Origin of the sequence: Bifidobacterium pullorum subsp. gallinarum (assembly GCF_000741215.1) — a bacterium.
Taxonomy (GTDB): domain Bacteria; phylum Actinomycetota; class Actinomycetes; order Actinomycetales; family Bifidobacteriaceae; genus Bifidobacterium; species Bifidobacterium pullorum_B.
This window is the reverse complement of record NZ_JGYX01000007.1, coordinates 109829-134604: the sequence shown is the minus strand read 5'-3', so window position 1 is coordinate 134604 and position 24776 is coordinate 109829. Positions and strand designations below refer to the sequence as shown.

Here is a 24776-nt window from a genome sequence, read left to right as displayed (position 1 = left end):
ACCCGCGCGCTACTGGACGACGGAGGCTTCCTGCCTCGCCACGTCAAGGGCGGCGTTGAACGCGTCCGACGTCCAGCTGGCACCGGCCACCTTGTCCACCTTCAACCCTTCGAGCGGCTTGCCCACCACCACGCCGGGCACGGCTTCGGCGAACGCCTCCTGATGGTGCCTGGAGATGGTGGTGAACGGGTGTCCGACGACATCAACATCGGTGACGGCACCGTCCGCAATGGTCAGATACACGTCGATGGTGTCCTCGCCGACCGGCCCATACTGGCCTTTAATCGCATAGGTGCCGTCGGCGTAGACGCCGGTATCCCGCCGGGCTCCGCCATTCCCGCCATCAGAACCGTCCGGCGCCTCACCATTGCCCGCATCCTCGGCGGTGCCCGTTCCCGTCGTCCCCGAATCCGCCGACTGCCCGGAATTCCCGGCGAACTCGTCGTCCATCGGCACGGCTTTGGGTTCGCCGCACCCACCCAGCAGGGCGGCGGTCACCGCCAGACCGGCCACCGTCATGCCGATTGCACGGCCGCTGAACGCCACTGCGTTCCGTTCCATATCGCATATCCTTTCCGTTCGCAGTCGCACCGTTACTGTCGAACCGACAAACCGACGCGGCCCTCCGGCGTGGTTCAGTCTCTCCGTCCCCGGCTGCCGCACCTATTCCGCCTGTACTCACGCCCCGGTTTTCGCGGCCTTGGTCGGGTCGGCGAACGCCATTGCCGCCTCCCCGGTCTGCGCGCCCTCCACCTGCGCCCCGGTGGATGCCGGTCGCCCGCCCGCCGCCTCATACGCGAGCCGGGCCGTTTCGTCGTTCCACCGCTCCCCCACCAGCACGCCGTGGTTGAGCATGATCTCTCGTTGCGCGCAGGAGGCGACCAGCGCGTCATGCGTCACCACGATGATGGTGGTGCCCTGCTCATGCAGCTGCCGGAACAGGTCGAGTACAATGCGCTCGTTGCGTTCGTCGAGATTGCCGGTCGGTTCGTCGGCCAGCACCAGTTTCGGGCAGTTGATCAACGCCCGCGCGATGCACACACGCTGCTGCTCGCCACCGGACAGCTGGGCGGGCAGATGGTGGGCACGCTCCTTCAGTCCCACCCGTTCAAGCGCCGCCATGGCCTGCGCCTCATCAACCACCGAATGATAATACTGAGCGACCATCACGTTCTCCACCGCCGTCAGATGCGGCACCAGATGGAACTTCTGGAACACCAGACCGATCACGTTCTTGCGCACGTCGGCCAGCTGCGCGGCGTTCAAGTCCTCCAGTCGCCGCCCTTCCAACGTCACCGAACCGCGGCTGGGCGAATCCAGACACCCGATGATGTTCATCAGCGTGGTTTTGCCGGAACCGGACGAGCCGACGATCGCCAGCCACTGTCCTTCCGGCACGGTCAGGTTCAGATCGTCGACAGCGTTGAGTTCGCCGTAGATCTTGGAGATATGGTCGAGTTCCAGTAACATGCCTTGTCCTTTCCCTGTCGTGAATGGATGAACGAAATCGCAATCCGATCGAACGACTCGTCGCCCTGCGGTCCGGCCGGAAAACCTGTCATGGACCGTCATTCCTCCCGCAGCACCACGGCCGGGTCAATGCGCGTGGCGTTCCGAATCGGCGGAGTCGACGCCGCCACCGCCACCGCCACGCTCAGCGCCACCGATGCGGAACCCAACGCCACGCTGAAATCCAATGTTCGGTCGAACACCATCCGGCACAGTGCACGCGCCAGCGCATACCCCAAACCGACACCACACAGGCCGCCGGCCATGCCATACAACGCCGATTCGGCGGCAAACTCGGCCACCACGGAACGCGTTGTGGCTCCGAGCGCCCTGCGCAGGCCGATCTCATTGCGCCTCTGGGAGACGATCGACGACATGGTGGTCGATACGCCCACGAGCGTCAGCGCGAGCACCACCGCCGAAACGAACCAGAACAGCGTCTGCAGCATGGCGATGATGCGGCGGTTCGACGAGGTCATCCGGGATACGCGCTGTGCGCTCACGCCCAGTTCGCCGTCGTTGATCGCATCGGCGAGGGCTTCGAGATGCCCGTCATCGGCCTGTGAGGCGAATTCGATGACGTCCGGTCCACGGTCGCCCGCCAACGCGACGATGTCGTCCACGGTCGCGTAGATGATGCCGTCCTCGTTGCCGCCGGTTTCCAGGATTCCGGCCACGCGATACCCGACGCCGCCGGTTTCCAGGATGTCGGTGGACACACGGCCGTCCCTCATCTGCCCCGCGACGCTGCCCGAGGAATCCTCCGACGAGGTTCCGCCGCCGGCGTCGCCGGGAGCGCCCGCATTGTCCGCGCGGTATCCGATGGTCACGGTGTCGCCGATCTGCAGGCTCATCGCTTCGGCCGCATCCGAACCGACCAATACCTGCCCATCGCTTGGCCAGTCGCCGTCGACGACCCAATGCCGGTTGAGCGCGCGCGTCGCGTCGACGTCGATGCCGGCCAACACATACGATGCCGCGTTGACGCGTACGGTTTCATACCGGTAGGTCGCCGCGTCCGCCTCCGCCGCGGCCCGCACCTGCGTTTCGACAGTACGGACGACGTCGTCGTCCATGCCTCCTTGCGGACCGGTGACGATGAGATTCGCGCCGTACGCCCGCATCTCGTCGCCCATCTGCTGCGGCACGGTCAGGCAGATCGCGGCCAGCCCGAACAGTGTGACGGTGCCGACCATCGAGGCGACCACGGCCATGATGGCACGCGAACGGCGGCGGAATACCGCCCCGAACACCATGGTGAGGAACATGCGCCGGTTCGTCATACGACGCCCGGCATTGCGGTCAGCGGCCATGAAGCACCTCCGCGGGACGTACTCCCAGGATCGAACGGATGGATGAGCAGGAGGCGGCCAGCACGGTCGCGGCGATCAGCACGGCCACCAGGATGAACACCATCGGCCGTAGCGTGATCGACGAGGCGAACACGACCTGTCCGATCAGCTGCGCCGCGCCGACACCCAATCCGGCACCCGCGAGCGCGCCGATCAGTGCGATCACCGCGGTTTCCAACAGCATGAGCCGCGACACCGCGCCGTCGGTCGCTCCGATCGCCTTGAGCAGCGCGAGTTCGGAGGACCGTTCCGTGATCGAGGCGGCCATCAGGTTCGCCACGGCGATGGCTGCGGCGAGCAGGCTCAGGCCGGTCATGACGATCATGACCGCGCGAGTCTTGTTGAGTACATCGCCTTGCAGTTCGGAGATCTGGCGAATCTGTTTGGCCACGGCGTCGGGGAGCACCTCCTCGATCTGGTAGGCGATCGACGAGGCGTAGGCGGTGCAATACCAGGTTTCCCATTCCTCCTGGGTGACGGCCGCGGGGTTGCGGGACACTTTGCGTGCCAGGTCGTTTTCCGGTGTGGTCAGTGCTTTGACCTCCACCTCGTCGACACTGTCGGTCAGGCCGCTCAGTTCCTGCAACGTCGCCGAGGGAACATAGACGGCGCCGTTTTCCTCGTCGCCCGAATCGTAGATGCCGACGACGGTGACGGTGGCCGCCGTATTCCCTCGGGATAGGGTGATGGTCATACCCGGGGCGTCGATGTGCAGTTGGTCGGCGAGATCCGCGCCAATCATCGCCTCGTCGGCGTCGTCCCGCGCCCAGCGTCCGTTGATGGTCCACCACGAGCGCATACCTTGTACGCCGACGACCGAGGTTTCCCCGGTGGCCAGATGCAGTGTGGTGTTGAACCAGGTGCCGACGACGGGCACGGTTGCGGCATCGCCGCCGGTGCCGGCGGTGATGTCCGCGTGCAGATTGAGTTTCGGCGCGAAGTTGGTGATGTTGTATGCCCAGAAGATCGTTTTGATCTTCTGGATATCGCTTTCCTTGAGGAAGGAGGTCGGTTCGGTGTCGCTGCCGTCCACCGTCTCGTACAGGTCGGCGACCACCGCGTCCGATTTGGGTTCGATGACGATGTTGGAGCCGTAGGCCGAGAGTTCTTCGTTGAGTTTGTCCCCTACGTCGAAGACGACGCCGAGCATGGCCGTCGCCACCGCCGAGGATAGGCAGATGGTGATGGCGACGAGCAGCCGTCGCCGGAACTGCCGGCTGAATGAGCGGAAGATCATGCGCAGGATGAACACCGGAACCTCCTTTCGTTATTGGAAGTGCGCGGACAGCGCATCAAGGTCGGCGGCGTGGATGATGATGGCACCGTCGTCGACCTGGTAGGGGAACGGTATGGGGTTGCAGCCGCCTTTGAACCCGATGGTGGCCAGGTTGATCGCCACGTCGCAGCGTTTGCAGATGATTTTGCCGTCCTGCTCGTAGTAGCCGGCGTCGCCGCAGGTTTCGCAGGCGTCCAGGCCGACGCCGTACGCGCCGCCGTTCTTGAGGATGATGATGAACCGCATCTCGGTGCCGTCGGCCGCCGTGTATGCGAAACGATGCAGATGCCCGTCCTCCACTTGGGAGAAGGGGATGGTGGCCACGCCGTCCACAAGCGAGTATTCCTCCGGTTCGGAGATGACCGGCTGTTTGTTCAGTTCGTAGGTTCCCCATGCGAGCAGCGCTGTCAGCGCGATGGCGGCCGCCATGCTCCACGCGCCGGCGGCCACGGCTCGACGGCGGAAGGCGATGCGTGCGCGAACCCCCGCCTCGTTCAACGGCGGGATTGCGGCGTCTCCCGGCAGGCGGCATCCGTTCGGCGTGGTGCGCAGGCCGATGATGATTGAGGCGACGGCGGGGATGAGGAAGGCCAGCGCCTGTGCATAGGTCATCCACAGTTCGTGGTTGTGCAGCAGGATGAGCACACGGAAGGCCGGCCCGTGCAACACCAGGATCATCATGTTCATCAGCAGCGAGAACAGTTCCGTGGCGTGCATGACCAACTGCAGGATGGCGACGATCAGCGCGGCGGCGGTGAAGGCGCGGCGGATGTCGGGGGTGCGCAGGGTGTGGAACACCACCGCCACGATCAATGTCATGCCGATGCCCAGCAGGAAGCCCAACGCGCGCAGCAGCATATCGGAGGTGAACGGTGAGTCGCCGGTGTCGACGAAATTCGTCAGCTGCAGGATCACGTCCGGCATCGCGAAGAATATCGTGACCGCGATATCCGCCGCGGCGACGCCATTTGCCACGTTCATCCATAGACGGGCGCGACGAACCGACGCATCGCCCATCTCGTCTACGGAAACGCGGCTTGCGGATGTCCGTCGCCACCGTCCGACGATGCTCCGGGAGCGAACGATTACCGCAATCAGCGCGACGTCGAGGATCACGCCGAGGATCAGCGTCGGCAGGTTCACGGTGGACCGCCGATTGAGGATGGCGGTGCCGCGCAGTATGGCGAAGACCACGGCTGCGGCCAGGCCGATGGCGACGCCGATCGCGCGCCACCGGCGACTGGCCGGCCGGTTACGGCCTTCCCCTACGGTGAGCAGCACGCTCAGGCTCATCACCAGCAGGCATGGGCCGATGGTGCCGGAAAGCGCCTGGTTGAATTGCCCGAGCATGATCATCCTTTCGTTCGTCTTCTCTCAAGTGCGGCCAATGGCCGCAATCCCGCCCTCAGCGGGCGAGCGGTCACCACTGGTGGACGGTGTAGTCCCAGTCGAAGGTGGCTTCCAGCGGCTCGTTCCACCAGCGGCCGGTCACGCCGGTCTCCGGATCGGTGTGCAGCATCCAGCCGTTCTCGGCCGGGGAGTGGATCTTGAACGTCAGCGTGTATTCGCCGTCCTTGTCCAAGGCGATGTTGCCGCCGTAATGCGGACCGTCGGAGGCGACCATCTCCATGAACGTGCCCTCCTGCGTATTGGACGGATCGTTCTTGTCGGTGATGACGTAGTCCACGGTCAGGCCGGGCACGAAATCGCCGGCCCCATATCCCAGATCGTTGCCTTCCAACGCGGTGATGTCGGCTTCCAGATGCAGGTTCGACTCCGCGGCGCTCAAGCCCATGCCGGCGGGTTCCATATCAATCGGCTGGAAATAGACCGCGGCGGCGTTGATCTCGCCCTCCAGCTCCACATCGGTGCCGATCGGAATCTCCTCGAAGCCGGCACCGGTATCCGCGGGGTCGGCGGCACCCTCGGTCTGCGACGCGGCGTCGACACCCGAGTCGGTGTTTGCGTCACCGGTATCGCCGCACGCCGCGGTCGCCATGCTCAGCGATCCGGCGAGCAACAGGCCCAGCAGGGTTGCCAGCGTTTTCTTGGTGGTCATGGTGTTCTCTCTTTCTGGTTGGTTGTTGGATAGGGGTATGGTTGCCTACGCCATCCGTTCGGCGCGGCGGGTCTTCGCCTGCCTGGCCGCACCGATGGCGAACAGCGCGAGCACGGCAGCCAACGCAATGCCTTGCGCGGCCAGCGTTTCGACATAGGGGTACAGGCCGAGCCAGTCGTTCGTCGGGAAGCCTTCCAGGTAGATGCCGCCCAGCGCATCACCTTCGATCAGCGAGTGCACGCCGCCGCCCGCGAAGATCACGACAAGCACGGCCAGCAGCACCGAAGTGACGATGAAGAACGGTCTGATCGGGATGCGCACCGATGTGAACCGGATGAGCAGGAAGACGCCGATCAGCACAACCGCCGCGGTGATGCCGCCGATCCACATGCCGCTGGCGTCCTGTGTCATCGAGTAGATCGACTGGTAGAAGATCACCGTTTCGGCACCTTCGCGGAAGACCGCCAGGAAGCTCAGCAGGGCGAGCGAGACGATGCCGGCCGCTCCCAGACGTTCCGGTGTGGGGTCGGTGCCCGCCGTGCCGCCGATGCGTGCGACGGCGGCTTCGGTTTTGGCCCGGATGTACCGGTTCCACGCGTCGACGCTGGATTTGTTGAGCATCCAGTTGCTGGTGTACAGCAGCATGCCCATCGCCACGAGCGCGCACACGCCTTCCATGATCTCCTGCTGCGGTCCGCTGCCACCGAACAACGCCATGAACACCGCGGCGATGACCCCCGATGCGGCCAGGCCGGCCACGACGCCCAGGTAGATCCACCGCACCAGACGGCGGTTGCCGGATTTGACCAGATAAGCGATGATCGCCGCGACGACGAGCAGGGCCTCCAGTCCCTCGCGGATCAGGATCAGGAACGCCTGACCGAACGAGCTGGTGATCAGGCGTGTGAACCCGCCGACCTCGCTGCCGGCACCGCCGTCCAGCGCTGCGGCGTCCTCGACGAGCATCGTCTTCAACTCGTCGACATGAGCTTTCGCATCCGCGGTGTCTCCGGCGACCATGGCCTTACGGCTTTCCTTGAACGTGCTTTCCACCTTGGAGACGCGGCTGCCGCCGATGGCGTTCATCACGTTCTTCTCGAACCCCAGCTTTTCGTAGTACTGGTAGTAGGCCTCATTGACGAGTTCCGCGCCTCGCTCCCCGTCTCCGGATTCGCCGGCGGCCAGCGAATCGTCGAGCACGGCCACCATTTCCGCGGCAACATCCGACCAGGAGCGGGTGCCGATGCCCTCGTTCTTGTGCACCTTGGCGGCATCCAACGCCTCGCGTTCCTTGGCGGTCTGTTCCTCGCGCATCCGCGCGTAGTCGCGCGGATCGCTCAGTTCACTGTTCCCATCCAACGTGGCGCCGCATTCCCTGACATCGTCAGCGAGCGCGTCGCGCAGGGTCTCGATGTCGATCCGGCGATTCTGCTGGTAGACGAGGCGCTGCAGATCCTGGAATTGCCGGCGCTGGTTCTGGTATCGGTCCGCGCCGATGGTGTCGTTGACGACCTTGGCGAAGTTGGAGGCCACGTAGTCGGTGTTGTATGCGACGTTGAACGCGGAGGCCGCACCCGCGTGGTCGCCGTCAACGTATTCGGCGACGCCTGCGTCGAGGTCCGCGACGATTGTCTGGGCGATCTGCATCCATGATTCGGGGTCGGCCGGCTCGTCCGCGACTGCGGGAATCATGAGCGACAGCGCGGCGGCGGCCGTCAGTATCAGGCCGAGCAGTGCGGCACCGATTCGGGTCATGGTTCTGGTCATGTCGGGCCCCTTCAGGTTGTTGCGGATCGATGTGCTTCTCAACCTATGGGGTGTTATCCGAAATGAAAAGACTTGACTTTTGGTTCGCTGCGAGGTAATGCGAGCCTACAATACGCTGTTATTTGTCTCATATTGCGGACATCTGGCGCGTCCGTCCGGGCGATTCTATGATGGCCGGCATGGCGTTTCCCCACTCGTTGATTCTGCCCGACACGCTGGGCACCGGTCTTGTCGTCCAATCGACGGCTCCCATGGACGACACGTCGATACGTGCGTTCGTCGACGAGTACGAACGCACGCTGTCACGGTTCCGATCCGACTCGATACTCGCCGCGATGGCCGGCGCCGCGCATGGCGGCAGTTTCGATTTTCCGGACTGGTGCGAACCGCTGTTCGACCTCTACGAACGGCTGTGCGAGGCGACGGATGACGCGATCGACCCCTGCGTGGGCGCCGCCTTGGCACGCTTGGGGTACGGCCCCGATCTCGCCTTCGAAACCGGAACGTCGGATTCCCAACGGATTTGGGTCGCCCATCCGACCTGGCGCCATGACGTCGAACGCCACGGCACCACACTGGTCACCGCAAGACCCGTCCATCTTGATTTCGGCGCCTGCGGCAAGGGGTATCTCGTCGACCTCATCGCAGCCATGCTGACACAGCAGACGACCGTACGACCGGGATACGCACCGGATTTCGTCATCGATGCCGGCGGCGACATCCTGGCGCATACATCGCCCCCGATCACCGTGGCGCTGGAGGACCCGCACGATACCAGCCGGGCCGTCGGTATCGCGCATATCGATCACGCCGCCATCGCCGCTTCGGCGCCGAGCCGTCGCCATTGGCGGACGGCAGGCGACGAACAGGTGCATCACCTGCTCAACGCGGTGGATGGCCTGCCGGTCACGGATATGGCCGCCACCTGGGCGGTCGTGGACATGCGCCCCGGCGGAACAGCCCGCAGCGCAAACCGTCCCGCCGGCGGATACTTCCCCACGGCATTGGCGGACGGCTTGGCCACGGCGTTGTTCCTCACCGACCCGGAACGGCTCGCCCAACACTTCGATTTCGCTTGCGTCACGATCCGCACCGATCGCGTCGCCACCCGCAGCCGGCATTTCCCCGGCACGCTGTTCACCGGATGACGCCCCAACACACCCCAACCTGCCCTCAGCCCAAGCAGGCCCATCGCCTGCGCAAACGCGCATAAACGCCCGGAGCGGTGCCGCAAGACACGGTACCATGGGTAGATATCCGGCAGGGAGGCGTCACATCATGGGATTCGAACAGGAAGCGCTCGACGAGCTGATCGAGCACATGCGCGGCCGTGGAGCCGCCATGCAGGAACGGCTCACGCACAGCACCAAGGGCGAGCCGCTGGTCCTCCACGAATTGGCCGTGCACGGCACACGCACGCCCTCACAGTTGGCCGCCGCCGCCGACACCACATCAGGCCGCATCTCCGCGGTGCTCGCGTCCCTGGAGAAGAAGGGGTTCATCACCCGCACCACCGATCCGAACGATCGCCGCGTCACGCTGGTCAACATGACCGAGGCGGGTCGGGCCGCGGACCAACGCAACTTCGAGGTGCTCTGCTCCACCGTCTGCTGGGTGTTCTCCCAGATGGGCGAGGAGCACACCCGTCAACTCGTGGACCGGATGAACGAATTCGCCACCTACCTATCGCTATGCGGCCCGGACGGTGCCCGCCCCACCCAGGAGCAGATCGACGAGGCCTTCGGGGCATCGGCCCAAGGCGAGTAGCCCCCGCAGGTGCACCGGCTGCGACGTCGCGCATAGGCCAGGCGTAAGATGCATTCCCGCATCATCCGGGTCGTCAGCGGCCCAAGGCACCCTTGAGGTCGCGGTTCTGGAAGTGCTCGTGCAGCAGACAGTAGCCGCCGAACAGCACGAGCCAGACCAGGCCCGCTATGCCTGAGCCTCGCGTGTCGTCGGCCAGGAACAGGGTGGCGTACACGAACACGAAGAACGCGATGGCGATGGTGTTCGTGACCCGCCATGCGGGCATGACGAACCCGTCGGCGGCGAAGTCCGGGGACTGGCGGTACTTGCGGTGCGCCACCATCGTCAGGATGTAGATGAACAGGAACACGGCGCTGGACGCGGACGAGAACAGCACGAACGCGCTGGAGACCTGCGGGAACGCGTTGATGACCGGCGAGAGCATGATCAGCGCCGCGGAGACCAGGATCGCACGTGCCGGCACCTTGTGCGAGGAGACGACACCGACCTTCTGCAGAGTGGGCGAATGCGACTCCGAGGCGATCTGGTACAGATGGCGGCCGGCGGAATACAGCAGCGAGTTCAACGCCGAGCTGGCGGCCGTGATGACCACGAAGAACACAAGCGCCGAGGCCCAGTTGAGACCCGCGTACTGGAACACCATGATGAACGGGGAGGCGAACGAGCCGTCCTCGTTGGCGGTGAAGTTGCGCCACGGCACGATGGCCATGATCGCCACCAGCGCGCCCACGTAGAAGATCAGGATGCGCACGATGATCTGGTTGATGGCCTTGGGCAGCACCTGACGCGGGTTCTTGGTCTCGGAGACGGTCACTCCCACGAACTCGATCATCTCGTAGGCGAAGAACACCATCTGGAAGCTCATCAGGAACGCGAGCCAGCCGTTCGGGGCGATCGAGAACCCATCCAGGATATTGTCGAACCCGGCGTGACCGGCCGGCGTGGGCGCGTCGGCACCATGGATCTGCACGGACGGATAGTGGTAGCCGATGACGATCATGACCACGGCAGTGGCGATCATCGCCACGATCAACGTGATCTTGATCATCGAGAACCAGAACTCCACCTCACCGAACACCTTGACGGCAATCAGGTTGATGCCCACGAGCGCCACCAGGAAACAGGCCTCGATCAGCCATTTCCACGCGCTCACATCGATGCCGAAGGTCTCGAAGAAGGTCACGAAATACGTGGAGACGGCCGTGATCTCGGTCATGCCGAGCAGCACGAGCGCCACCCAGTACGACCACCCGGCGAACTTGCCCCAGCCGTGCCCCAGGTAGCGTTCCACGAAGTTGATGAATGTGTGCTGGCTCGGATCGCGGTACATCATCTCGCCGATGGCGCGCATCAGCAGGAACATGACCACGCCGACCAGGATGTACACGAACACGATGCTCGGGCCGGTCAGGCTGATCGACTTGCCTGACCCCAGGAATAGGCCGGTGCCGATCGTGCCGCCGATCGCGATGAACTGCACATGCCTGTTGGACAGGCCGCGTTCCATCTCGTTATCGGAATCCAACGCCTCCACCGAGTCCAGCCCGGCCGTGCCGGCCGCCGACGAACGCGGCCGCAACTCTTCCCGTGTCTCTGCCATGGGTGGCAGTGTAGCGGGTACATGTAAACAATGCGTGTTACGTTCCGCGATGCGCTCCATATTGCCCGCCCCCCTTGCGCGCACGGCAGGTGCCACCGCATTCGGCGGCATCACCGGTCGCGTCCGCAAGCGCCGGAACGCATCTACTCCACCGACTTCAGCGAACTGACCGGATCGATGCGGTCCAGCACGGGGTTGGTGATCAGCTGCACCAGCAGCGCGAACACCAGCGTGATCACCGCGGCGATCAGGTAGCTCCACCAGTGCACCTCGACCTCGAAGTAGATGCTCGGCATGTTCAGGGCCGCGGTCAGCAGGCCGCCGATGAACCGTCCAAGCGGCAGGCCGGCCACGATGCCCACGCCGGTGAGGATCATCATCTCCTTGTTCACGTAGGTGTGCACCTCACGGTCGGTGAAGCCCAGCACCTTGAGCGTGGCCATCTCGCGCACGCGTTCGGACACGTTCGTGTTGGCGAGCGTGAACAGCACCACCAGCGCCAGGCCACCCGCCAGGCCGATGATCAGCGCCACCACGGCGGCCATCAGTTCGAACCGGAAGCTGCGGCGCATGTCCTCGCAGCTAATCGCGGTCAGCACCACCGGGTCGTCCTGCAGTTCCTCCGCATATTCCACCTGCTCGTCGCCGCTGCCCTCGTAGTGCGCGTACACCGCGTTCCAGGTCATCGGGGCGTCGTCGTCGAACGCCTGACGGTACGCGCTTTCGCCGATGTACACGTCGGAGCCGATCACACTGCGGTTCACGGCCGTCACCGTCACCTCGCCGTGCTGCATGTTCCCGTCGGTCAGCGATACGGTGTCGCCGGACTTCACGCCGAGCGCGTTCGCCGCCGATTTCGAGACGATGACCGCATCGTCCTCGAGCGTGAGCTCGCGCCGGCCGTGTTCCACATCCTGCAGGTCGACCATGCCGGCGAGGTCGTCGCCCCCGCCGTCCGGAATCACCATCAGCTGGATCGTGGCGCTGCCCTCATCGGTGGCAATCTCGCCGCTTTCCAATCGCACGCGCATCGTGTCGGTCACGTCGGCATCGCCGGTCAACAGGTCGGCCATCGCGTCGGCGTTGTCGTCGTTGGCCGCCACAAGCAGGTCGTACCGGTACAGGTCCTCATACTGCTTGGGCCCGAGCGTATCGACCGAATCGTTGATCGCGAATCCGCAGACGATGAGCGCGGTGCATCCGGCCACGCCGCCGACGGTCATGATCAGGCGGCTCTTGAACCGGAAGATGTTGCGCACGGTGACCTTGTTGAGGAAGCTCAGCCGCCTCCACACCGGCTTGATGCGTTCGAGCAGTACGCGCGAGCCGGCCTTTGGCGCCTTCGGACGCATGAGCTGGGCCGGCGTCTGCCGCAGTTCGCCCAGGCACGCCGCGCCCGTGGCCGTCAGCACGGCGACGACGAACAGCGCGATGCCCAGGCTGCCGTACAGCCAGTCGTATTCGAGGACGATTCCGGGGATGACGTACATGTTCTCCAGCACCGTCAGCAGGAAGGCGGGGATGCCCAGGAACCCGACCAGCAGACCGATGCCGCCGCCGATCAGGCAGGCGAGCGCGGCGAACAGCAGGTACCGCGAGGCGATGGTCAGGCTGCCGTAGCCGAGTCCTGTGTAGGTGCCGATCAGGCCGCGCTCCTCCTCCACCATGCGGGTCATGGAGGTCAGGCTCATCAGCACGGCCACGAGCAGGAACACCACGGGGAAGGCGAAACCGAGCGTCTCGATCGAGGAGACGTCGGAGTCGAGCGACGAGTAGCCGCCGACCGACGAGCGGTCCTGCACGTACCAGCGGGCATCGGCGATGTCGTCGATGGTCTGCTGCTGCTTGGCGAATTCCTCGTCGGCTTTAGCGCGCTGTTCGTCAAGTTCGGCCTGTGCGGCTTCAAGCTGCTGCTCGCCGTCGGCCAGCTGTGCCTCGCCCTCCTCCACCTGTTTCAGGCCATCCTCCACCTGCTGCTTGTTCGTAGCGAGCGTGGCCGCCTGGGTCTTCAATTGGGAGGCCTGCTGTTCGAGCGCGGTGGCGTTGGCCTCCAGCGTGGAGGCCTGTGCGTTGAGTTCAGCTTCGCCGGCCGCCGCCTCCTGTTCCTTCTGGGTGAGCGTGGCGTTCTGCGCGTCGAGTTCGGCCTGCCCAGCGGCGATCTGATCCAGCGCATCCTGTGCCTGCTGTTTTTGGTCTTCGAGTTGCGTGGTGGCATCCGTCAGCTGCTGTTTGATGGCGTCCAGTCCCTCTCCCGGCTGGGAGGAGGGGTCCACAGGGATGCCGGCGGCGGTCAGCGCCGCCACGATCTGCGCCCAGGTTGCTTCATCGATCTGTCCGTGGTCGGGAATGGTGGTCAGCAGGTTCTGCGCCTGTTGTACGAGTGTCAGCATCTGTTCGACCTGAGCCATGCCGCTTTCGGCCTGCGCGCGCCCGGAGTCGAGTTGCTGCTGGTCGGCATCGAGTTGCGCGCGGCCGTCGGCGAGCTGCTGTTTGCCGGCGTTCAGCTGCGTGCGCGCCTCGTTGAGTTGCTGGCGGCCTTGCGTAATCTGCAGACGGCCGGCGGCGATCTGCGAGCGCGCCGAGGCGATCTGCGTCTCCCCGTCGGTGATTTCGGTTTGCGCGGCTTCGAGTTGGCTGCGGGTGTCGGCCAGGGTCTGGCGGTTCTCGTCGAGGGTGGCGCGTTGGTCGTCGATCTGCTGTTGGGCGTCGTCGAGCTGGGCGTAGACGTCGGCTTTGGCGTCGTTGAGCTGGTCTTGGGCGTCGTTGACGATGCTTTGGCGGCGGGCCTGCTGGCGGTCGTCCTGTACGGTGCGTTCGATGCGGGCGACGACGTCGCCGACGATGCGGTCGTAGTCGTCGCCGAAGGTGTCCTGTTCGGCGGCACCCTCGACACTCAGGCTGATGGCGGTGTAGACGTTGCCGGTGACGCCGTCGCTGGGGGCGAAGAACACGTAGTCGGCGGTGGTGGGGCTGCGGAGTGCAGAGGTGGCGTATCCGGTGGGGTTGGTCAGGTCCTTGGGGTCAAGGACCTGGGCGGTGATGGTCAGTTCGGTCGGGAATTCGGGCGAGGTTTCGGCGTCCTTGTCGGTATCCGCGTTGTCCGAATCCTCCGATTCAGATAGATCGACGCCAAAGGTGGTTGTGGTTTCGACGGGGGTGATGGTGATGGTGTCGCCGATGTCGTGGCCGGAGTCGATGAGGAATTTCTCGGTGACGGCAACCTCGCCGGCCTTGGTGGGCATCCTGCCTTCCTGCAGGTAGGGCAGGTCGAGGCCTTCCACGCCGATTTCGGTCATCGTGACGCTTTTGTCGGTGCCGGCGACGTCGGTGGTTGCGCTCTGCGTGCGTTCTGGCTGGATGGTGTCGACGCCGTCGATGCGACGCAGCGCGACGATGTCGTCGTCGGTCAGGCCGTAGGTGGAGAGGATCTGTATATCGTGCAGTCCCTGCCCGTCGTAGAACCGGTCGGCGGCCAGGAACATGTCGCGGCAGCCGGCGTAGATGCCGGTGAGCACGGATACGCCGAGCAGGCAGATCACGGCGATGGAGAGGAACCGTTTCCAACTGCGCAGCCAGGAGCGCAGCGTGTCCTTGCCGTAGGCCAGGGCGATGGCGCCACCGTGCGGGCGGCGGCTCCGCCCACGGGGGGATGCGGTGAAATCGGTGAGGTCGGCCGCGACCACATTCCGTTTCACGGCATGTTTCACACTATGGCGAGAGTGTTTCACAAGACGTTTCACACCCATCGCGACCACCACCTACCATTCGATGTCGGCGATCGGAGTCGGATCGGGATTGACCTCCTCGCCGGTCACCTTGCCGGAGCGGAACCGGATTACCTTGTGCGCCATCGGGGCGAGCGCCGAGTTGTGGGTGATAATCATCACCGTCATGCCCTCGTCCCGGCAGATGTCCTGCAGGAGCTGCAGAACCTCCTTGCCGGTCTCGTAGTCCAGGGCGCCGGTCGGTTCGTCGCACAGCAGCAGTTTGGGTTTCTTGGCGATGGCGCGGGCGATCGAGACGCGCTGCTGCTCGCCGCCGGACAGCTGCGCGGGGAAGTTGTCGAGCCGGTCGGCAAGCCCCACCTTGCCGAGGGTGTCGGCCGGGTCGAAGTGGTTGGGGCAGATCTGGGAGGCGAGCTCCACGTTCTCGAGCGCGGTCAGGTTGGGCACCAGGTTGTAGAACTGGAAGACGAAGCCGATGTCGTTGCGGCGGTAGCCGACCAGCTCCTTGGGCCTAAGGCCGGTGATGTCCCGGCCGCCCACCACCACGCGGCCGGAGGTGGCGGTGTCCATGCCGCCCAGGATGTTCAGAGCGGTGGTCTTACCGGCGCCGGACTGGCCGAGGATCACGGTTAGACGGCCTTCGTCGGCCGTGAAGCTGGCTTCGTCGAGCGCGCGAATCACGCTGCCGCCGGAGGGGTATTCCTTGACCACCTTGTCAAATTCGATGTATGCCATCGCGCACCTCCCGGACCATGCTTGGAACTGCTATACTATCCAGTAAACCAACACAGTGTCGGTTTGGCAACCGACAGTCGGGTTGCGAGTTGTCGGATTAGCGGCGAGGGAGACGCCATGGCAAGGGAGCTGGTCGAGAGCCGCCGCACGCAGTACACGCGGCGGGCGTTGCGCGATGCACTCATCGAACTGCTGGCGGACAAGCCGCTCGCACGAATCACCGTGCGCGAGCTGTGCGAGCGGGCCGACGTGAACCGATCCACGTTCTACGCCCACTATCCGGATCTCGACAGTCTGTTGCGCGACATCGAGGAGGACACGATCGACTGGGTCAACGGCACGCTCCAGCAACTGCTCGAACGGCCGGATCCCGACAGCGTCGGCCGCGTCATCGAACACGTCTGCCGGTACATCGCCGACAATCGCAGCCATCTGCGTGTGCTGATGAGCCCGCAGGCCGACCTGAGATTCCAACAGCAGCTGCTCGGCCTGATCTACGGGCGCATCGACCTGGCCACACAGCTGCAAGGCACCGACCCGCAGGAGGCCGAGATGCGCATGCACTTCGCCGTCTCCGGCAGCATCGGCCTGCTCCAGCACTGGCTGGCCTCCGAACCCACGGCACCCCCCGAAACCGTGGCCCGCATCATCACCACCATGGCCCTGCCCGCCCGCTGACGCCCGCCGCCCGCCCATCCAGCGGACGCACGGGGGGGTCGCGTCGCCTCCCGCTGCTTACAATGCCGTTCAACCGGCATTCGGCCGGCAGAGAGGGGAGCCACCCATGACCAACACCAACCACGCCGGCGCTCCAGCCGGCTCCGCCAGCGACGTCACCATCCAGGAACCGCCGTCGCTGCGCAAGTCGCTGAAGAACCGACACATCCAGCTCATCGCGCTCGGCGGCGCCATCGGCACGGGCCTGTTCTACGGCTCCAGCGAGTCGATCTCGCTGGCCGGCCCGGCCATCCTGCTCGCCTACCTGATCGGCGGCATCGCCATCTTCATGATCGTGCGCGCGCTGAGCGAGATGTCGGTGGAGGACCCGAAGGCGGGCGCGTTCAGCTACTACGCCACCCGCTACTGGTCCAAGCGCGCGGGGTTCGTCTCCGGCTGGAACTACTGGTTCAACTACATCCTCGTCTCGATGGTGGAGCTGTCCGTGGTCGGCTCGTTCGTCAACTACTGGTTCCCGAACATCCCGCAGTGGGCGTCGGCCGCGTTCTTCCTGGTGGTCATCACCGCCGCCAACCTGATGGGCGTCAGCAAATTCGGCGAAATCGAGTTCTGGTTCGCCATCATCAAGATCGTGGCGGTGCTTGCCATGATCGTCGGTGGCCTGGCCGTCATCGCGTTCAATCTGCCCACCGACTCCGGCGTCCGCGCCAGCTTCGCCAACTGGTTCGCGCTGGACGGCGGATTCCTGCCGAACGGCGTCATGCAGCGCACCGCCGACGGCACCTGGACCGGTCTACTGATGGCGCTCGTGGTGGTCATGTTCAGCTTCGGCGGCACCGAACTGATCGGCGTGACCGCCGGCGAGACCGAGGATCCGCGCACCACCATCCCGAAGGCCACCAACGGCGTGATCTGGCGCATCCTGGTCTTCTACATCGTGGCGCTCGGCGTGATCATGGCCGTGGTGCCGTGGAACATGATCGACGGCGAATCCAGCCCGTTCGTGCAGATCTTCGATTCGATCGGCGTGCATGTGGCCGCCGGGATCCTCAACTTCGTGTGCCTGACCGCCGTGATGAGCGTGTACAACTCGGGCCTGTACGCCAACTCGCGCATGCTGTATTCGCTGGCACGCCAGGGCAACGCGCCCGCCTACCTGGGCCGGCTCAACTTCCACGGCGTGCCGGTGGCGGCCGTGCTGACCTCGGCGGCGATCACGGTGATCGCCGTGGTGGTGGTGTTCGTGTGGCCGGAGTTCGCCTTCAACTATCTGATGAGCATCGCCACCATCTCGGCGATCATCAACTGGTCGATGATCATGATCACCGAGATGAAGTTCCGCCGCGTGGTGGCCGCCGGCGGTTCGCCGCACGATTCGGCGCTGGCCGGCAAGAGCGGCCGGGAGGCGCTGGACGCGATCGCGTTCAAGCTGCCGGCGGCCCGCGTGACCCCGTGGGTGGTGCTGGCGTTCCTGGCCATGATCGTGGTGCTGATGTGCTTCTCCGCCAGCTACCGGATCGCCGTGGTGGCGGGCGTGATTTGGCTGGCCGTGCTGCTGGTGGCCTATCAGCTCACGCAGCGGCGCCGCTAGGGGCTCCTCACCACGCCAATGTGGTACGGAACCATCAACCACACGCCTGAACGGTTCTGTACCACAAACACCGGCGATGCAGCCGGCTACATCGCCAGCCGCATCATGGTGGTCACCAGATGCACCGCGGCGATGGCCACCAGCACCACGCCCGCAATCCAGATCACCGACTTATAGGTCCGGTCCGGCTGCTCGCCCTTGCACAGCGACAGCCGGACGCCCAACCTCCAGATCCAGTCGGGCTTGAGCAACGTCATCGCCCCCGCCCCGGCGCATAGCACGATGATCACAGCCTCCAACACGATCTCGCCGACACCCATATCGCCTCCGTTTCGTCGCACTCCCCGCCATTATCTCAACGTTGTAAACCGTTGACAACCCCGCATCAACCGGTGCCATCCACGAGCCCACCGCCTTATACCCAACAATCACAAATCCGTAACCCCGGCAACCTCACATCGCGCGCGCCGAACGCCATGGCATGCGGATAATGGATGGTAACGAAAACATCCGCCACACCACAATCACGCGGTTGTGCCAACCACGGTCGCGCCAACTGCAGTCGCGCCGGCCACAGTCGCACCAACCGCGGTTGTGCCGAACACGGCCGTTCAAAGGAGACACGCATGTTCATCCCCCGCCACTACGAGGACCCCCACACCCTGCATGTCGGCACCATGCCGAACCGGGCCTATTTCATCCCCGCCTCCACACGCACCGACACCGTCGGCGAGCGCCGTGCGGATTCCGACCGGTTCACGCTGCTGAACGGGGATTGGATGTTCCGCTATTACGCCAGCATCTACGATCTGGACGCGGAGGTCTCGCGTCGGCATCAGGCCGGTCTGCCCGCGTTCCATGACCGCGGGTTCATCGACTCGCTGGGCGTATCGGACGAGCCGCGGCCGGACGAGCTGCGCGCCGCGGGGTATTCGTCGATTCCGGTGCCGTCGGTCTGGCAGAACCATGGGGTCGACCGGCATCAGTACACGAATGTGAACTATCCGTTCCCGCTCGATCCGCCGTATGTGCCGCAGGACAATCCGTGCGGCGTGTACCTGCATACGTTCGAGCATCGCCGTGATGCCGCCGCGCCGAGGTCGTTCCTGAATTTCGAGGGTGTGGATTCCTGCTTCTACGTGTGGCTCAACGGCGTGTTCGTCGGGTATTCGCAGGTCTCGCACGCCACGAGCGAGTTCGATGTGACCGACGTGTTGGCGGACGGCGCGAATACGTTGGCGGTGCTGGTGCTCAAGTGGTGCGACGGTAGCTACCTGGAGGATCAGGACAAGTTCCGCATGAGCGGCATCTTCCGCGATGTCTACTTGCTGGACCGCCCCGCCGCCGCGATCCGCGACTATGCGGTGGGCACCGAGATCGATTGGCGCGAGACAGCGCAGGATGGTGCGGTGCCGGAGGCCGGCCATGCGACGGTGCGCATCGCGTTCGACTTCCTGGACGGCGCGACCACGCCGGTGACGGTGACGCTGCTCAACGAGTACAACGAGACGCTGGCCAAGGTCCAAGCCGAGCCGACGGATGCGGCGGACTCCCCCGCTCCCGCGCGGCCGACCGCGGACGGCGACGACACCGACTATGCGGGTTCCGATTTCGTTGCGCGCGCGACCGCCACGTTCATCGTCGACGACCCGCACCTGTGGAGCGCGGAGACCCCGTACCTGTACACGGTTGCGATCGAGACGGCCGGCGAGACGATTGTGGACCATATCGGCATCCGCGAGATCTCGACCGAGGGCGGCGTGCTGCGGGTGAACCGGCAGCGGGTCACGCTGCATGGCGTGAACCGGCATGACTCGGATCCGGTGACCGGGCCGGTGATCGCGCAGGAGCAGATCATGCAGGATCTGAAGCTGATGAAGGAGCATAACGTCAACGCGATCCGCACCAGCCATTACCCGAACGCGCCGCATTTCTACGACCTGTATGACCGGCTGGGCTTCTACGTGGTCGGCGAGGCGGACGACGAGAGCCATGGCGCGTCGTGCGTGGTCGCGCCGGATATGTCGGAGCGGGCCGCGCTCGAACGATGGAACCGGATGATCTCCGACAATCCGGAGTTCACGGACGCCACCGTGGACCGTGCGCGCCGCTGCGTGGAGCGGGACAAGAACCGGCCGTCGATCATCATGTGGTCGATGGGCAACGAGTGCGCGTACGGCTGCACGTTCGAGGCGGCGCTGGCGTGGACGAAGCGTTTCGACCCCTCGCGGCCGACCCACTACGAGTCGGCGCGCTACGTGGCCGACGGCAAGACCTATGACTTCTCGAACCTGGACGTGCACAGCCGCATGTATCCCACGTTGGAGTCGATCGAACAGTACTTCTCCGACGAGGGTCCGCAGGGCGACGGGTCGAACGGCGACGACGGCGCGAACGGCACCAGGCCGTACGTGCTGTGCGAGTTCTGCCATGCGATGGGCAACGGCCCGGGCGATCTGGAGGATTACTTCGAGCTGATCCAGCGGTATGACGGGCTGGCCGGCGGGTTCATCTGGGAGTGGTGCGACCATGCGATCGACCGGGGCACCGCGCCCGACGGCCGCCGCGTGTACGCGTACGGCGGCGACTCGGGCGAGTACCCGCATGACGGCAACTTCTGCATAGACGGCCTGGTCTACCCGGACCGCACGCCGCACACGGGCCTCAAGGAGTTCAAGAACGTGTACCGCCCGGCCCGCGTGACGGCCTTCGACCAGAAGACCGGCACGCTGACGCTTCGCAATTATATGGATTTCACGGATCTGGCCCGCTACATGACGATGCATGTGGAGCTGATGTGCGACGGCGAGCCGATCTGGATGTCCACGCCGCACGTGCCGTCGATCCCGCCGCATGGCGAGGCCGACGTGGCGGTGCCGCGTCTGGTCGACGCGATCCCGGACGAGGGCAAGGCCACGCTGGTGGTGCGCTATTCGCTGAAGGCGGCGGACGAGCTGCTGCCGGCCGGGTTCGACCTCGGATTCGACGAGGTGCCGGTACAGACGGCCGACCCGCGCAACCAGACGGTGGTCCGGGCGGCGAACGCGGCGGGCAAGGCCAACACCATGCAGCCGACCGTTGCGGAGCGCGGGGCTACGCTGGTGATCGAGAACGCGCGGTTCCGTCATGTGCTCGACCGGCGCACCGGATTGTTCGACACGATGACGGTCGGCAACCACAGCCTGCTCGACGAGCCGATGAGCATCGACATCTGGCGCGCCCCGACCGACAACGACCAGTATGTCAAGGCGCAGTGGTTCGCCGCCCGGTACGACCATGCCGCGACCCGCGCCTACGACATGACGTGGTCCGCGGACGGCGGCGTGGCGCGCGTCTCCGTGACGATGGGCGTGGTGGCGCCGGTGGTGCAGCGGATCGCCACGGTCAAGGCCGTGTGGACGATCGCCTCGGACGGTTCGGTGGATCTGCGCATGACCGTGGAGCGGGATACGCGCATGCCGTTCCTGCCGCGATTCGGTCTGCGGATGCTGCTGCCGCGGACGATGGACCGGGTGAGCTACTGCGGTCTGGGCCCGTTGGAGAGCTACGTGGACAAGCGCCGCGCCAGCTGGCATGGCGTGTTCTCCGGCACCCCGCAGACGCTGTTCGAGCCGTATATCAAGCCGCAGGAGAACGGCAACCACCACGATTGCGACTGGGCGACGGTGACCGGCGACGGGATCGCGCTCGGCGTGTACGGGGCGCAGCCGTTCGATTTCCAGGCGCTGCCGTACACGGCCGAGGAGATGACCGCCAAGGCGCATAACCACGAGCTGGAGCCGTGCGGTTCCACCGTGGTGTGCGTGGACTACCAGCAGAGCGGCATCGGATCGAACAGCTGCGGCCCCGAGCTGCAGACCAAGTACCGGCTGGACGCGGAGCGGTTCACGTTCAACGTGCTGCTGCGCCCGGAGATTGGCTGAACCGCGACTGCGGAGCGCGTCTGGCTGAGCCCGCGCACGTAAAGAAGCCCTTATGATGCAGAATCACGAAGCCACTGCGCCAAATGGACCACTTCCAAGCTCATTACTGGCCCATTTGATGCAGGATTACAAGCCCACTGCATCATAAGGGCTTCTTCATGCTCCACATCTGGCCCATATGTCACAGGATTGCGGTGCCACTGCGCCGAAAGGGCTTCTTCGGGCCTCCCATCTCACCCTTTTGATGCAGGAGCACTGAGCTTGTGAGACAGAAGGACCTTGTGTGGTTCCATCTACCGCGCCGGAAACAGGCGTCGTCGTCATTCACGATATCTGTCACCGCATTGTCCTTTAAGCTACACTTATCCGGATATCTGTTGCTTAGCGAGGTTGCAAGCAACGGATATTCAACAATCGCAAGGCCATTACCCGGTCCGCCACCGTTCGAGCATACGCAAGGTCCCTTTGGCGCATGAGCAGCCAAAGGGACCACGAGAACAACGGTTACGACCCCTTATGATGCGGGAGATCATGGTTGCTCAACACCGAAATGGCGGTAAAACCAGATACCTTGATGTCCGTCAGTCCGGCTCGAACCAGTCCTGGCGGACATCGCCATCGGCCCGTGCGGTATCGGTCGTATCTCGGCAGCCCATCGATATAGTGGAAGGGACGATTATCACGCAGCAAGGAGGTACACCGATGGCACGCTCCACCATTCAGGACGTCGCCAGGCTCGCGGGGGTCTCCGAGGCCACCGTCTCCCGGGCCCTACGCGGACTGAGCAACGTGGCGCCCGCCACCAGGGAACGCGTGGAGGCCGCGGCGGCCGAGCTGCGGTTCACCTTGTCGAAGAGCGCATCATCGCTTGCCTCCGGCAAGACGCACCGCATCCTGCTGCTCGTCTCCGGCGGGCTCAACAACTGGTTCAACTCGTCGGTCCTGCAGGGGGCCATCGAGATCCTCTCCCCCGAAGGGTACGACATCGTCCCCTCGTTCGTCACCAACCGTGCCGAACTCTCCCGACTCATCGAGACGCTGCCCAGTAACCGCGACGTCGATGCCATCATCGTCACCTCGTTCACGCTCGACGCCGCATTCCGCGCCGCGCTCGCCTCGCTGGACATGCCGCTGGTCGGCATCAACAACCCGGATATCGACGGCCTGAACGCCTCCGTGCGCATCGACGACCTCGAAGGCATGCGCCAAGCCGTCCAGCTCCTGCACTCGCTGGGGCACGAGCGGCTGGCCTACATCGGCAACCTCATCCCGCCCGACCTGGACTACAGCACCGATCTGCGCGGCGAAGGATTCCACAAAACCGCGCTGGAACTCGGATACGACGAGGGGAACCTCTACATCTCGCCGCCGGAGGAGGCCAACCAGTTCCGGCCGACGCCCGAGATCGCCCGGCGCAACGTGGCCGCGCTGCTGGCCGCCCCGCAGCGGCCAACCGGCGTCTGTGTGCAGACCGACGAGATGGCCGCGCACATCCTCAACGAGCTGCGCCGGCAACACGTGCGCGTGCCCGAACAGATGTCGCTCATCGGCTTCGACGACAATCAGCTCGCCCAGATTCAGGACATGACCACCATCCATCAGGATCCGGTGATGCTGGGGCGCGAGGCGTCACGCCTCGTCCTGGACCTGCTGCGAGGCAAGCCCTTGGACGAGCCGCATATCATCGTCCCCACCACGCCCGTGCTGCGCGGCACCACCGGCGTGCCGACGGACCGCAACTGATTACCACACAACATCCGGCCATCAGCCCTGCATCGCCTGATGCCATCATATGATTCCGGCAACATGGCGTTCTCCGCAGTCTTACCTAGGTTCACCTATCATGCACCTTTGAGATATTGGTCCCGGGTGTCACCTTCAACGCCGTCCACACGCTCCGCACGAACAGCACGGCCAGATACGCCACGAACAGGTTCGCGCCCATACGCGGCGTAATCATGCCGGCCAGCATCGTGCCCAACGGCGCCGTCACGGCGGCGCATACGCCGATGATCAGGCCATGTTTGAGATACACCAGGCCACGCCTCCAATTCGCCGCCGTACCGGCGATCGCGCTCGGGAACATCGCCAACAACGACGTACCACGGGCGATCAGGTCGGAAGCCCCGAACAACAGCGACAGCGATGGCACGGCCACGGCCCCGCCGCCGATGCCCAGCAGGCCGGACAGGATGCCGATCACCACGCCCAACGCCACCAGCAGGATGCCCGTCACCACGTGCAAATGGATGGCTGAATCACGCTGCGGCGTGAACACCAGCTGCGAGACGATCACGAACACCAGGAACGCCGCATAGAACCAGCGCAGGAACACCTCGGGCAGACGCGAGAGCAGCCAGCTGCCGATCTGCGAGCCCGCCACCATGCCGCAGGCGAGCAGCAACGCGGCGATCCAATCCACGTCGCCGGCGGTCGCATAGGAGACCACGCCGGAGATCGATGTGGGCACGATGGCCGCCAGCGATGTGGCCGCGGCCTGCCGCTGCGTCAGACCGACCAGCACCAGCGCGGGCACGATCACCGTGCCGCCGCCGATGCCGAACAAGCCGGACAACAAGCCGGAAACCACGCCAACGACCAATAACGTCACCGTAACCCGCACGTTGATGTTCCTCATGAGCCCCTCGTTCCTTGCAATCGACTGCCAGTGTACCGCCGTGCCTTCGATTCGACCGCTATTCCTCCGGATTATGGCGGCACTGACCGCACGGCACGGAAAAGTAGGTTCGCACTACCTCGACGTTGAAAATCACAGGGTGCTTTTTCCAAGGGG

The 24776-nt window shown here is 64.8% G+C and carries 18 protein-coding genes; 6 read left to right on the top strand and 12 right to left on the bottom strand.

Annotated elements, in window-relative coordinates; translation table 11 throughout:
• Positions 1–9: 9 nt before the first annotated feature.
• The 7 genes from BIGA_RS08415 to BIGA_RS08385 all read right to left on the bottom strand — a co-directional run bounded on the left by BIGA_RS08415 (position 10) and on the right by BIGA_RS08385 (position 7963).
• Entirely contained in the window at positions 10–561 is a 552-nt protein-coding gene (locus BIGA_RS08415; protein WP_033507315.1) for an FMN-binding protein, read from the bottom strand.
• 117 nt (positions 562–678) lie between these two features.
• Entirely contained in the window at positions 679–1470 is a 792-nt protein-coding gene (locus BIGA_RS08410; RefSeq protein WP_033507314.1) for an ABC transporter ATP-binding protein, read from the bottom strand.
• A 98-nt stretch (positions 1471–1568) separates the two neighbouring features.
• Positions 1569–2792 (bottom strand): ABC transporter permease, encoded by a 1224-nt coding sequence (locus BIGA_RS08405; protein ID WP_033507384.1) that lies wholly within the window; start codon positions 2790–2792, stop codon positions 1569–1571.
• A gap of 19 nt (positions 2793–2811) precedes the next feature.
• A complete protein-coding gene (locus BIGA_RS08400) occupies positions 2812–4113 on the bottom strand; it encodes an ABC transporter permease (protein ID WP_033507311.1) in 1302 nt (433 codons plus the stop codon).
• A gap of 15 nt (positions 4114–4128) precedes the next feature.
• Positions 4129–5487: a DUF2318 domain-containing protein gene (locus BIGA_RS08395; protein WP_033507383.1), complete on the bottom strand. Its 1359-nt coding sequence runs from the start codon at positions 5485–5487 to the stop codon at positions 4129–4131.
• A gap of 70 nt (positions 5488–5557) precedes the next feature.
• Positions 5558–6196, bottom strand: a complete 639-nt coding sequence (locus BIGA_RS08390; RefSeq protein WP_033507309.1) for an iron transporter — start codon at positions 6194–6196, stop codon at positions 5558–5560.
• A gap of 45 nt (positions 6197–6241) precedes the next feature.
• Complete coding sequence (locus BIGA_RS08385; protein ID WP_033507306.1) at positions 6242–7963, bottom strand: FTR1 family iron permease; 1722 nt, start codon at positions 7961–7963, stop codon at positions 6242–6244.
• 179 nt (positions 7964–8142) lie between these two features.
• Here BIGA_RS08385 and BIGA_RS08380 point away from each other — a divergent pair, with 179 nt between their 5' ends.
• Positions 8143–9111, top strand: coding sequence for an FAD:protein FMN transferase (locus tag BIGA_RS08380; protein WP_237744095.1), 969 nt, complete (start codon positions 8143–8145; stop codon positions 9109–9111).
• A gap of 130 nt (positions 9112–9241) precedes the next feature.
• The gene (locus BIGA_RS08375) at positions 9242–9730 is read left to right on the top strand and encodes a MarR family winged helix-turn-helix transcriptional regulator (protein WP_033507304.1); all 489 of its coding nucleotides are present in this window, start codon (positions 9242–9244) and stop codon (positions 9728–9730) included.
• A gap of 73 nt (positions 9731–9803) precedes the next feature.
• Here the strand turns inward: BIGA_RS08375 and BIGA_RS08370 are convergent, their stop codons facing one another.
• From BIGA_RS08370 to BIGA_RS08360, 3 genes are all read right to left on the bottom strand, one after another.
• Complete coding sequence (locus tag BIGA_RS08370) at positions 9804–11330, bottom strand: amino acid permease (protein WP_033507302.1); 1527 nt, start codon at positions 11328–11330, stop codon at positions 9804–9806.
• Between the two features lie 143 nt (positions 11331–11473).
• Complete coding sequence (locus BIGA_RS08365) at positions 11474–15076, bottom strand: FtsX-like permease family protein (protein WP_033507379.1); 3603 nt, start codon at positions 15074–15076, stop codon at positions 11474–11476.
• Between the two features lie 12 nt (positions 15077–15088).
• Positions 15089–15790: an ABC transporter ATP-binding protein gene (locus BIGA_RS08360; protein ID WP_033507300.1), complete on the bottom strand. Its 702-nt coding sequence runs from the start codon at positions 15788–15790 to the stop codon at positions 15089–15091.
• A gap of 117 nt (positions 15791–15907) precedes the next feature.
• On the opposite strand from BIGA_RS08360, the gene BIGA_RS08355 reads away from it, so the two are divergent.
• Positions 15908–16468: a TetR/AcrR family transcriptional regulator gene (locus BIGA_RS08355; protein ID WP_033507298.1), complete on the top strand. Its 561-nt coding sequence runs from the start codon at positions 15908–15910 to the stop codon at positions 16466–16468.
• 106 nt (positions 16469–16574) lie between these two features.
• On the top strand, positions 16575–18059 hold the full coding sequence (locus BIGA_RS08350; RefSeq protein ID WP_033507296.1) for an amino acid permease: 1485 nt from the start codon (positions 16575–16577) through the stop codon (positions 18057–18059).
• Between the two features lie 86 nt (positions 18060–18145).
• Here the strand turns inward: BIGA_RS08350 and BIGA_RS08345 are convergent, their stop codons facing one another.
• Positions 18146–18379, bottom strand: coding sequence for a hypothetical protein (locus tag BIGA_RS08345; RefSeq protein WP_033507294.1), 234 nt, complete (start codon positions 18377–18379; stop codon positions 18146–18148).
• A 306-nt stretch (positions 18380–18685) separates the two neighbouring features.
• On the opposite strand from BIGA_RS08345, the gene BIGA_RS08340 reads away from it, so the two are divergent.
• Together BIGA_RS08340 and BIGA_RS08335 are read left to right on the top strand one after the other, a co-directional pair.
• Positions 18686–21982: a glycoside hydrolase family 2 TIM barrel-domain containing protein gene (locus BIGA_RS08340; RefSeq protein WP_033507292.1), complete on the top strand. Its 3297-nt coding sequence runs from the start codon at positions 18686–18688 to the stop codon at positions 21980–21982.
• A gap of 702 nt (positions 21983–22684) precedes the next feature.
• The gene (locus BIGA_RS08335; RefSeq protein WP_033507290.1) at positions 22685–23725 is read left to right on the top strand and encodes a LacI family DNA-binding transcriptional regulator; all 1041 of its coding nucleotides are present in this window, start codon (positions 22685–22687) and stop codon (positions 23723–23725) included.
• Positions 23726–23816: 91 nt separating this feature from the next.
• Here BIGA_RS08335 and BIGA_RS08330 read toward each other — a convergent pair whose 3' ends face one another.
• Entirely contained in the window at positions 23817–24620 is an 804-nt protein-coding gene (locus BIGA_RS08330) for a sulfite exporter TauE/SafE family protein (protein ID WP_033507288.1), read from the bottom strand.
• Between the last annotated feature and the right edge of the window lie 156 nt (positions 24621–24776).

What these genes read in the sequence shown, in the direction of transcription:
- BIGA_RS08360 (WP_033507300.1), bottom strand. Translation starts at nt 15,790, where the DNA reads ATGGCATACATCGAATTTGACAAGGTGGTCAAGGAATACCCCTCCGGC.
- BIGA_RS08395 (WP_033507383.1), bottom strand. Translation starts at nt 5,487, where the DNA reads ATGCTCGGGCAATTCAACCAGGCGCTTTCCGGCACCATCGGCCCATGC.
- BIGA_RS08385 (WP_033507306.1), bottom strand. Translation starts at nt 7,963, where the DNA reads ATGACCAGAACCATGACCCGAATCGGTGCCGCACTGCTCGGCCTGATA.
- BIGA_RS08365 (WP_033507379.1), bottom strand. Translation starts at nt 15,076, where the DNA reads ATGGGTGTGAAACGTCTTGTGAAACACTCTCGCCATAGTGTGAAACAT.
- BIGA_RS08335 (WP_033507290.1), top strand. Translation starts at nt 22,685, where the DNA reads ATGGCACGCTCCACCATTCAGGACGTCGCCAGGCTCGCGGGGGTCTCC.
- BIGA_RS08380 (WP_237744095.1), top strand. Translation starts at nt 8,143, where the DNA reads ATGGCGTTTCCCCACTCGTTGATTCTGCCCGACACGCTGGGCACCGGT.
- BIGA_RS08390 (WP_033507309.1), bottom strand. Translation starts at nt 6,196, where the DNA reads ATGACCACCAAGAAAACGCTGGCAACCCTGCTGGGCCTGTTGCTCGCC.
- BIGA_RS08375 (WP_033507304.1), top strand. Translation starts at nt 9,242, where the DNA reads ATGGGATTCGAACAGGAAGCGCTCGACGAGCTGATCGAGCACATGCGC.
- BIGA_RS08415 (WP_033507315.1), bottom strand. Translation starts at nt 561, where the DNA reads ATGGAACGGAACGCAGTGGCGTTCAGCGGCCGTGCAATCGGCATGACG.
- BIGA_RS08340 (WP_033507292.1), top strand. Translation starts at nt 18,686, where the DNA reads ATGTTCATCCCCCGCCACTACGAGGACCCCCACACCCTGCATGTCGGC.
- BIGA_RS08350 (WP_033507296.1), top strand. Translation starts at nt 16,575, where the DNA reads ATGACCAACACCAACCACGCCGGCGCTCCAGCCGGCTCCGCCAGCGAC.
- BIGA_RS08345 (WP_033507294.1), bottom strand. Translation starts at nt 18,379, where the DNA reads ATGGGTGTCGGCGAGATCGTGTTGGAGGCTGTGATCATCGTGCTATGC.
- BIGA_RS08355 (WP_033507298.1), top strand. Translation starts at nt 15,908, where the DNA reads ATGGCAAGGGAGCTGGTCGAGAGCCGCCGCACGCAGTACACGCGGCGG.
- BIGA_RS08405 (WP_033507384.1), bottom strand. Translation starts at nt 2,792, where the DNA reads ATGACGAACCGGCGCATGTTCCTCACCATGGTGTTCGGGGCGGTATTC.
- BIGA_RS08370 (WP_033507302.1), bottom strand. Translation starts at nt 11,330, where the DNA reads ATGGCAGAGACACGGGAAGAGTTGCGGCCGCGTTCGTCGGCGGCCGGC.
- BIGA_RS08410 (WP_033507314.1), bottom strand. Translation starts at nt 1,470, where the DNA reads ATGTTACTGGAACTCGACCATATCTCCAAGATCTACGGCGAACTCAAC.
- BIGA_RS08330 (WP_033507288.1), bottom strand. Translation starts at nt 24,620, where the DNA reads ATGAGGAACATCAACGTGCGGGTTACGGTGACGTTATTGGTCGTTGGC.